The following is a 10,577-nucleotide window of genomic DNA, read 5'->3' as shown; positions in this document are numbered from 1 at the left end:
CACTTCTGTGCGGAAAGATTCGGCTGCAGGTGTGCGGGACGGGAGGAGCGGCTCGGGTCACGTCGTGCCGAGCTCGTTGTCGATGAAGGCGAAGACGTCGTCGGCGGAGGCGTCCTCCAGCCGGCCGGCGACCGACGGGGCGTCACCGCCGGCCAGCGTCCCGGTCAGCCCGTTCAGCACGGTCTGCAGGCGCGCGGTGATCCGTGCCTGTTCGAGGTCCTCGGCGCTCAGCTCGCGCAGCCGGGCCTCCAGCCGGTCCAGCTCGGCGAGGACGGAGTCGGCGGAGGCCGCCGCCCCGCCGAGCTCCCCGCCCAGGTGCGCGGCCAGGGCGGCGGGGGTCGCGTAGTCGAAGACCAGGGTGGCGGGGAGGGCGACTCCCGCGGCCGTGCTGATCCGGTTGCGCAGGTCGACGGAGGTCAGGGAGTCGAAGCCGAGGTCGCGGAAGGCCGTGGTCGGCTCGACCGCGCCGGCTCCCGCGTAGCCGAGGACCAGTGCGGCCTGACCGCAGACGAGGTCCACCAGGGCGCGTTCGCGTTCGCCCGCGGTCATCGCGGCGAGCTTCCGGGCGAAGTCGTCGGGCACGGGGGCCTCGGCGACGGCCGGCTTCAGGTCCCGGACCTCCGGCAGGTCGGCCAGCAGCGGGCTGCTGCGCACGGAGGTGAACGCCGGGACGAACCGGGTCCAGTCCACGTCGGCCACGGTCAGCGTGGTCTCGTCGCCCTCCAGGGCGCGGCGCAGCGCGGTCAGGGCCCGGGCGGGGTCCAGGGCCGCGATGCCGAGGGCGCTTCCGGCGCCGCGGACGTGGTCGCTGTCCGCCATGCCCGCGCCGCCCCAGGGTCCCCAGGCCACCGAGGTGGCCGGGAGCCCGTGGGCGCGCCGGAATTCGGCGAGCCCGTCGAGGAAGGCGTTGGCGGCCGCGTAGTTGGCCTGGCCCGCGCCGCCGACGGTGGCGGTGAGGGAGGAGAAGAGCACGAAGGCGGAGAGGTCCAGGTCCGCGGTCAGCTCGTGGAGGTGGCGGGCCGCGTCGGCCTTGGGGGCGAGCACGGCGTCGAAGCGGTCGGGGGTGAGGGCGTCGAGGACGCCGTCGTCCAGGACCCCGGCCAGGTGCATGACGGCGGTCAGCGGCTGGTCCGCGGGCACCGTGCGCAGGAGCGCGGCGAGGCTGTCGCGGTCGGCGACGTCGCACGCGGCCAGGGTGACCTTGGTGCCCGTCGCGGCCAGCTCCTGCACCAGTTCGGCGGCGCCCGGGGCGCGCTCGCCGCGGCGGCTGGTGAGCAGCAGGTGGTCCGCGCCCTCGGCGGCGAGCCACTTGGCGACCTCGGCGCCGACGGCTCCGGTGGCGCCGGTCACCAGCACGGTGCCGGTGGGCCGCCACGGCGCTCCCGTGCGGGCGGGGGCGTGCTCCAGGCGGCGGGCGTACGCCCCGGAGGCGCGGACGACGATCTGGTCCTCGTCGCCGGCGCCGGTGAGAAGGGCCGCGAACCGTGCGACGACGTGCGGTTCGAGCGTCTCCGGCAGGTCGGCGAGGCCGCCCCACAGGCCGGGGTGCTCCAGTGCGGCCACGCGCCCGAGCCCCCAGACGGCCGCCTGCCGGAAGCCTTCGGGGCGCGCCTCGTGCGCGACGGCCTCCCGGGTGACGGTCCACAGCCTGGCGGCGGTCCCGGTGCCGGCGAGGGCCTGGACGAGGGCGGCCGTCGCGGCGGGCGGGGCGGCGGGGGCGAGCAGGTTGAGCACGCCGTCCACGCCGGTGCGGCCGGTGAGCAGCGCGGTGAGCCCCGCGCGGTCCTGCGCGGCGGCGGGCACCGGGAGGACGTCGATGCCGAGGCCGCTTTCGGCGAGCGCGGCGAGCAGGGCGGCGGTCCAGGGGTCGCGGTCGCCGCCTTCGGGGACGACGGCGAGCCACTGCCCGGCGCCGGCCGGGGGCTGCGCGGCGGAGAGCATGCGCCAGCTCGTGCGGTAACGCCAGCCGTCCACGGTGGCGTTGGCCTGCCGGTCGCCGTGCCAGGCGGCGAGCGCGGGCACGAGGGCGGCGACGGGGGACGCGTCCGCGACGCCGAGGGTGGCGGCGAGCGCGGGCACGTCCCCGTCCCGTACGAGCTGCCAGAACTCGGCGTTCTCGTCGACGGGCCGGTCGGCGGTGACCGAGGGGGCGTTCTCCCAGTGGCGGTCGCGCAGGAAGGGGTACGTGGGCAGGGCGACGCGGCGGGCGCCGGGGAACAGCGCGGACCAGTCGGGACTCAGGCCGCCGGTGTGCAGCCTGCACACCGCGTCGATCAGGGCCTTGGCCTCGCCCTGGTCGCGGCGCTGGGTGGCGACGGCCTGGTCCGCGGCGTCCTGGGCCATGCCGGTGAGCACGGCGTCGGGGCCGACCTCCAGGAAGCGGGTGGCGCCTTCGGCGGCGAGGGTGCGCACGCCGTCGGCGAAGCGGACGGCGTCGCGCACGTGCCGGACCCAGTACTCGGGCGAGGTCAGTCCGGTGGCGATCCGGCCGGTGACGTTGGAGACGACGGGCAGCCGGGGCTCGTGGAAGTCCAGCCCCTCGATCGCCTTGCGGAACGGCTCCAGCATGGCGTCCATGCGGTGCGAGTGGAACGCGTGCGAGACGCGCAGCCGGGTGGTCTTGTCGAACCGCTCCGCCACGGCCAGCACCGCGTCCTCGTCGCCGGAGACGACGACGGCGCGGGGCCCGTTGACGGCGGCGAGGCCGGCACCCTCGGTGAGCAGCGGGACGACGTCGGCCTCGGCGGCCCGGACCGCGACCATCGCGCCGCCGGGCGGGAGTTCCTGCATCAGGCGGCCGCGCGCGGCGACCAGCGTGACGGCGTCCGGCAGGGACAGCACGCCGGCGACGTGCGCGGCGACGACCTCGCCGATGGAGTGCCCGCCGAGCAGGTCGGGGCGGATCCCCCACGACTCCAGCAGGCGGAAGAGGGCGACCTCGAAGGCGAAGAGGCCTGCCTGGGTGAACCGTGTCTGGTGCAGCAACTCGGAGCCGGGGTCGAGGACGACGTCCCGCAGCGGCCGGTCGAGGTGCTCGGCGAACTCGGCGCACAGCTCGTCGAAGGCCCGCGCGAAGACGGGGAAGGCCGCGTACAGCTCGCGGCCCATGCCGGGGCGCTGGGAACCCTGGCCGGAGAAGAGGACGGCGAGGCGTCCAGGCCCCGCCGCCGTCACCGGCGGCTCCCGGCCGTCGGCCAGCGCGCGCAGGCCCTCCAGCAGCTCCTCGCGGTCGCGGCCGGTGACGGCCGCCCGGTGGGTGAACAGGGAGCGGGTCGTGGCCAGGGAGAAGCCGGTGTCGAAGGGGTCGTTGCCGCCCCCGGCCCCGGCCTCGGCCTCCGCCTCCAGCAGCCGGCCGGCCTGGGCGCGGACCGCGTCGGCGGTGCGGGCGGAGAGCACCCAGGGCACGACGGGCAGGGCGGCGCGCGGCCCGTCCCCGGGCGCTTCGGTGTCCGGGGCCTGCTCGAGGATGGTGTGGGCGTTGGTGCCGCTGATCCCGAACGAGGACACCCCGGCGCGGCGCGGCGCGCCCTCGGTCCGCCACTCGCGGGCCCGCGTCAGCAGCTCGACGTCGCCCGCCGACCAGTCGACGGCGGTCGTGGGGTTCTCGGCGTGCAGGGTCGGGGGCAGGACGCCGTGGCGCATGGCCATGACCATCTTGATGATCGCCGCGACGCCGGCGGCGGCCTGGGGGTGGCCCATGTTGGACTTGATCGAGCCGAGCCACATGGGCCGGCCCTCCGGCCGGTCCTGCCCGTAGGCGGCGATGACGGCCTGCGCCTCGATGGGGTCGCCGAGCGTGGTGCCGGTGCCGTGCGCCTCGACGACGTCGACCTGCTGAGGGGCGAGCTGGGCGTCGGCGAGGGCCTGCTCGATCACCCGGATCTGGGCGGGCCCGCTGGGCGCGGTCATGCCGTTGGACGCGCCGTCCTGGTTGACGGCGCTGCCGCGCACCACGGCGAGGACCTCGTGCCCGTTGCGCAGCGCGTCCGAGAGCCGCTCGACGAGCAGGACGCCCGCGCCCTCGGCCCAGGCGGCTCCGGCGGCGTCCTCGGAGAAGGACTTGCAGCGGCCGTCGGGCGACAGGGCGCGCCGCTCGCTGAACTCGATGAACATCTCGGGGCTGGCCATCACGGCGGCGCCGCCGGCGAGGGCGAGCGAGCACTCGCCCTTGCGCAGCGCCTGAACGGCCGTGTGCAGGGCGACCAGCGAGGAGGAGCACGCGGTGTCCATGGTGACCGCGGGTCCTTCGAGGCCGAGGGTGTAGGCGATCCGCCCGGAGACGATGCTGCCGGATATGGTGCCGCCCACGTAGTCGTGGTGCATCAGGCCGATGAAGACGCCGGTGGGCGTGCCCTTGACGGAGGCCGGGTCGATCCCGGCCCGCTCGAAGGCCTCCCAGGAGGTCTCCAGCAGCAGCCGCTGCTGGGGGTCGGTGCCCGCCGCGTCCTTCGGGCTGATGCCGAAGAAGGCGGGGTCGGACTCGGCGGCGTCGTGCAGGAACCCGCCGTGCCGCACGTAGCTCTTGCCGGGGCGGCCGGGCTCGGGGTCGTAGAGGCCGTCGATGTCCCAGCCGCGGTCCACGGGGAAGCCGGACACCACGTCGACGCCGTCGGCGACGATCCGCCACAGGTCCTCGGGCGTCCGTACGCCCCCGGGGTAGCGGCAGCCCATGCCGATGATCGCGATCGGTTCGCGCTCCCGCTCCTCCAGCTCGCGCACGCGGCGTCGGGTCCGCTCCAGCTCTGTCGTCGCCCGCTTGAGGTAGTCGCGGAGCTTGTCGGCGGTGCCCGGCTCTTCCATCACTGGACTCCCAGTTCGTTGTCGATCCTCGCGAAAAGCTCTTCGTCGCTGGCGCCGCCGATGTCCTCGGGCGCCGCGGGGCCGGCCGGCCCGCCGTGCGTGTCGTGCCAGGTCCGCAGGAGGGCTTCGAGCCGCGCGGTGACGCGCGCGTGCGAGCCGTCCGCGTCGGGAAGCGCGGCCAGGGCGGCCTCCAGCCGGTCCACTTCGGCGACCATCGCCCGGGCCGCGTCGGCGGGCCCGGGGACGAGCCCGGCCTTGAGGTGGGCGGCCAGGGCCCGCGGCGTCGGCTGGTCGAACGCCAGCGTGGCCGGCAGGGCCAGGCCGGTGGCGGCGGCCAGCAGGTTGCGCAGCTCGACCGCGGCGAGCGAGTCGAAGCCCATTTCCTGGAACGCCCGTCCGGGGGCCAGGGCATCGGCCGAGGCGTGTCCGAGGACGGCGGCGACGTGGGTCAGCACCAGGTCGGTCAGCAGGCGGTCCCGCTCCGGGTCCGGCAGGGGCGCCAGCCGTTCCCGCCAGGAGGCGGTGCCTGCTCCGGCGCCCGCCGCGGCGGCCCGCCGGGGCGCGCCCCGGACGAGGCCGCGCAGCAGCGCGGGCACCCCGTCGGCGCGGGCCCGCACGGCGGCGGGGTCCAGCCTGGTCGGCACCACGAGCGCGTCCCCGGCCTCCAGGGCCGCGTCGAACAGTTCCAGGCCCTGGGCGGCGGGCAGGGGCGGCAGGCCGGCCCGGTGCATGCGCTCCAGGTCGGAGGCCTCCATCTGCTCGGCGAGCCCGCCGGTTTCGGTCCACAGGCCCCAGGCCATCGACACGGCGGGCAGCCCGGCGGCCCGGCGGTGGGCGGCGAGCGCGTCGAGGAAGGTGTTGGCGGCGGCGTAGTTGGCCTGGCCGCCGCCGACCAGGAGCCCGGCGGTCGAGGAGAACAGCACGAAGGCCGTGAGGTCCCGGTCCGCGGTGAGCTCGTGCAGGTTCCAGGCCGCGTCGACCTTGGGGCGCAGCACCCGCTCCACCTGCTCCGGGCTCAGCGCGGCGAGCATGCCGTTGTCGACGACGCCGGCCGCGTGCACGACCCCGTGGATCTCGTGCCGGGCGAGGAGGGCGGCGAGCCGGTCGCGGTCGGCCGCGTCGCAGCGGGCCACGGTCACCTCGGCGCCCAGCTCCTCCAGCCCGGCGCGCAGTGCGGCCGTGCCGGGGGCGTCCTCGCCGCGGCGGCTCGTCAGCAGCAGCCGGCGGACGCCGTGGGCGGTGACGAGGTGGCGGGCCAGGAGGCTGCCGAGGCCGCCCGTGCCGCCGGTGATCAGCACGGTGGCCCCGGGCTCCCACCGCGGCCGGCCGCCCGGCTCGGCCCGGGCGAGCCGCGGCGCCTGCAGCGCCCCGTCCCGTACGGCCACTTCGGGCTCCCCGCACGTCAGGGCGGCGGCCAGGCCGTCGCTGCCGTCGGTGTCGACCAGCAGGAACCGGCCGGGGTTCTCCGCCTCGGCGGCGCGCACCAGTCCGGCGAGCGGCGCGTGCGCGAGGTCGCCGGCCCGGGTGACGACGGCGAGGCGCGAGCGGTCGAAGCGGCTGTCGGCGAGCCAGTCCTTCAGGGCGGCCAGGACGGGGGCGAGCGTCGCGCGGACGGCCGCGGGCACGTCGTCGCCGGGCTCGGAGGGGGCTACGGGCAGGACGACCACGTCCGGCACCGGTCCGCCGAGCGAGGCGAGGCCGGGGTGCAGGGGCGCCGCCAGTCCGAGGTCGTCCGTGCCGAGCACGGCCAGGTCCGCGGCGGGCGGCACCGCGGGGGCGGGCACGGGGACGCGGTCGACGCGGAACAGCGACTCCCCCGGCCCGCCCGCCAGTTGCCCGGGCGAGACCGGGCGGGCGACGAGCGCCCGTACGGAGGCGACCGGTGCGCCGGTGCCGTCCGCGACCTCCAGCGACACGGCGTCCTCACCGGCCTTGCCGATGCGGATCCGCAGCTCGGGCGCCCCGGCGGCGTGCAGGGTGACGCCGCTCCAGCTGAAGGGGAGGACCGCCCGGCCCGGGCCGAGGCCGAGGAGGTTGGCGTGGAGGGCGGCGTCGAGCAGCGCGGGGTGCACGCCGTACGAACCGGCCGTCGCCCGTGCGCTCTCGGGCAGGGCGGCCTCGGCGAACAGGTCGTCGCCGCGCCGCCACACCGCGCGCAGGCCCTGGAAGACCTCGCCGTAGCCGTAGCCTGCCGCGGCCAGCGCCGGGTAGAGCTCGCCCAGTCCGACCTCTTCGGCGCCCTCCGGCGGCCAGGCGGCCGGGTCCGCGGGCGGGGCCGCGTCGCCGGTGGCGCCCAGCACTCCGGTGGCGTTGCCGGTCCACGGCACGTCGGGGGCGTCCGCGGGCCGCGAGTACACGGCCAGCGAGCGCCGGCCGCCGTCCTCCGGGCCGACGGCGACCTGCACCGCCACGGCGCCCCGCTCGGGCAGGACGAGCGGCGCCTGGAGGGTGAGCTCCTCCACCACTCCGCAGCCGGCCTTGTCGCCCGCCTGGACGGCGAGTTCGACGAGGGCGGTGCCGGGCAGCAGGACGGTGCCGTGCACGGCGTGGTGCGCGAGCCAGGGCTGCGCGGACAGCGAGAGGCGGCCGGTCAGGACGAGACCGCCCGAGTCGGGCAGCTCCGTGACCGCGCCCAGCAGGGGGTGGCCTGCGGACAGCTGGCCGAGGCCGCTCGCGTCCCCGCCGCTGCCGGCCGACTCCAGCCAGAAGCGGCTGCGGTCGAACGCGTACGTGGGGAGGTCGACGCGGTGTGCGCCGCGGCCGGCGAACAGCGCGGCCCAGTCGACCGGGACGCCGGCGGTGTGCAACCGGCCGAGGGCGCCGACCAGTTCGCGCTCCTCCGCGCAGTCGCGCCGCATCGTCGCGACGGTCACCGGTTCGCCGCCGGCCACGCAGTCCTGCGCCATCGCGGTCAGCACCGCGTCGGGGCCCACCTCCAGGTACGTACCCACGCCCAGGTCGTGCAGCGTGAGCACGGCCGAGGCGAACCGCACGGGACGGCGGACGTGGTCCACCCAGTAGTCCGGGGAGCACAGCTCCTCGGCCGTGGCCGGGGCGCCGGTCAGCGTCGAGACGACCGGGATCCGCGGCGCGCCGTAGGCCTGCGCCTTGGCGACCTGCGCGAAGTCGGCCAGCATCGGCTCCATCAGCGGCGAGTGGAACGCGTGCGAGACCTTGAGCCTGCTGCTCCTGGCGAACCGCGCGGCGATCTCCGCCACGCCCTCCTCGGCGCCGGAGATCACCACGGACTGCGGGCCGTTGACGGCCGCGAGGCCGACGGTGCCGGAGAGCAGCGGCTGCACGTCGGCCTCGGCCGCGGCGACGGCCGCCATCGCGCCGCCGGGCGGCAGCCGCCGCATCAGGCCGCCGCGGGCGAGGACCATCGCGACGGCGCCCTCCAGGGAGAGCACGCCGGACACGTGCGCGGCGGCCAGTTCGCCCACCGAGTGCCCCACGAGGTAGTCCGGGCGGACGCCCAGGGATTCCAGGAGCCGGTAGAGCGCCACCTCGACGGCGAAGATCGCGGCCTGCGCGTAGTCGGTGCGGCGCAGCGTCCCGGCGTCCGTCTCGATCACCTCGGCCAGCGGCACCTCCAGCTCCGCGTCCATGAGCGCGGCCACCTCGTCGAAGGCGGCGGCGAACACGGGGAAGGCCCGGTACAGCTCGCGGCCCATGCCGGGGCGCTGGGAGCCCTGCCCGGTGAAGAGGAACGCCAGCTTTCCGGCGGTGCGGGAGCCGGCGCCGCGGATGCTTTCGTCGCGGGAGGCTTCGTCGCGGGGGCCGGCGGCGATCCGGGCCAGGCCGGCGAGCAACTCCTCGGTGTCCTCGCCGACGACGACCGCGCGGTGTTCCCACCGGGAGCGGGTGGTGGCCAGTGCGCAGCCGATGTCGGCGGGGTCGGCGCCGGGCCGGGCGGCGACCCACTCGCGCAGCCGGCGGCTCTGCCCGGCGAGGGCCTCCGGCGTCCGCGCGGAGAGGATCCAGGGGACGGCGCTGAGCCGCGGAGCGTTCGCAGGCGTCCCGTCCGGGGTCCCGGAGGGCGCCGCTGCGTCCGGGTCCGCTCCGTCCGGGTCCGCTCCGTCCGGGGCGGGCGCGGAGGCCTCCGTGGGAGCCTCTTCGAGCACGACGTGCGCGTTGGTCCCGCTGATGCCGAACGACGAGACGGCCGACCGGCGGGGCCGGCCGGTCTCCGGCCAGGCGCGGTGCTCGGTGAGCAGCTCCACCGCCCCGGAGTCCCAGTCGACCTTCGGCGAGGGCTCGTCGACGTGCAGCGTCTTCGGCAGCGCGCCGTGCCGCATCGCCATGACCATCTTGATCACGCCGGCGACGCCCGCGGCGGCCTGGGTGTGGCCGAGGTTCGACTTGACCGACCCGAGCCACAGCGGCCGTCCGCCGGTCCGCTCGCGGCCGTACGTGGCCAGCAGCGCCTGGGCCTCGATGGGGTCGCCCAGCGTGGTGCCGGTGCCGTGGGCCTCGACCGCGTCGACGTCCGCCGGGGACAGGCCCGCATGGGCCAGCGCCTGGCGGATCACCCGTTGCTGGGAGGGGCCGTTCGGCGCCGTGAGGCGGCTGCTGGCGCCGTCCGAGTTGATCGCGCTGCCCTTGACGACGGCGAGGACGCGGTGGCCGTTGCGGCGGGCGTCGGAGAGCCGTTCCAGGAGCAGCATGCCGGCGCCCTCGCCCCAGCCGGTGCCGTCGGCGCCCGCGGCGAAGGCCTTGCAGCGGCCGTCGGGGGACAGGCCCCGCTGCCGGCTGAAGTCGATGAACGTCTCGGGCGTCGACATCACCGTGACGCCCCCGGCCAGGGCCAGGGTGCACTCGCCGGACTGCAGCGCCCGGACCGCCCAGTGCAGGGCGACCAGCGAGGACGAGCAGGCGGTGTCGACGGTGACGGCCGGCCCTTCGAGGCCGAAGGTGTAGGCCACCCGGCCCGAGGCGATGCTGGCGGCGCTGCCGTTGGCGAGGTAGCCGTCGAGGTCCTCGGGAACGGACCGGATCCGGGTCGCGTAGTCGTTGTACATGACGCCGGCGAAGACTCCGGTGCGGCTGCCGCGCAGGTCCGACGGCACGATGCCGGCGTCCTCGAACGCCTCGTGGCAGGTCTCCAGCAGCAGCCGCTGCTGGGGGTCGGTGGCCAGCGCCTCGCGCGGGCTGATGCCGAAGAAGTCGTGGTCGAACTCCGCGGCGTCGTGCAGGAATCCGCCCGTGCGGGCGTAGGTCCGGCCGGGGCGCCCGGGTTCGGGGTCGTACAGGGAGTCGGTGTCCCAGCCACGGTCGGCCGGGAAGCCGGACACCGCGTCGGTGCCCGCGGCCACCAGGTCCCACAGCTCTCCGGGGGTGGTGACGCCGCCGGGATAGCGGCACGCCATGCCCACGATCGCGACGGGTTCGTGCGCCCGTTGCTCGGACTCGCGCAGCCTGCGCCGCGTCTCGCGCAGATCCGACGTCGTCCGTCGGAGGTAGTCGAGCAGTCGGTCCTCGTTGTTCACCAGCGCAGCCGTCCGATCGGAATCGACAGAAGCCTTCGGAAAACGCGGGGCTCCAGGGCTCCTCGGTCCGCGCCCCCGCCCATCGGAGGCTAAGGAGCCCCGGACGGCCCGGCCAACCCCTATCGCCCCCAGCCCGGGCAGGGGGTGCCCGGGGGCGCGGCGCGCGCCGGGCGGACTTTGCCTTACCCGAGGCAACCCGGGGCGGTGGAGCTACCTTCCATACTCTTGGGAGGCCGGAACTTGACGGACCGGCCTAACCGTTGACACCCATGTGACACGCTACGTAAG

The 10,577-nt window shown here is 76.5% G+C and carries 2 protein-coding genes; both read right to left on the bottom strand.

The annotated features are described in order from the left end of the window. Positions 1-57: 57 nt before the first annotated feature. On the bottom strand, positions 58-4,800 hold the full coding sequence (locus NQU55_RS01565) for a type I polyketide synthase (protein ID WP_256789469.1): 4,743 nt from the start codon (positions 4,798-4,800) through the stop codon (positions 58-60). Further along, on the bottom strand, positions 4,800-10,289 hold the full coding sequence (locus NQU55_RS01560; RefSeq protein ID WP_168094525.1) for a type I polyketide synthase: 5,490 nt from the start codon (positions 10,287-10,289) through the stop codon (positions 4,800-4,802). The genes NQU55_RS01565 and NQU55_RS01560 overlap by 1 nt, the downstream gene beginning before the upstream one ends. Positions 10,290-10,577: the final 288 nt, after the last annotated feature.

The sequence above is a fragment of the Streptomyces telluris genome, from assembly GCF_024519335.1.
Lineage (GTDB): Bacteria > Actinomycetota > Actinomycetes > Streptomycetales > Streptomycetaceae > Streptomyces > Streptomyces telluris.
This window is presented reverse-complemented; position numbering and strand designations above follow the sequence as displayed.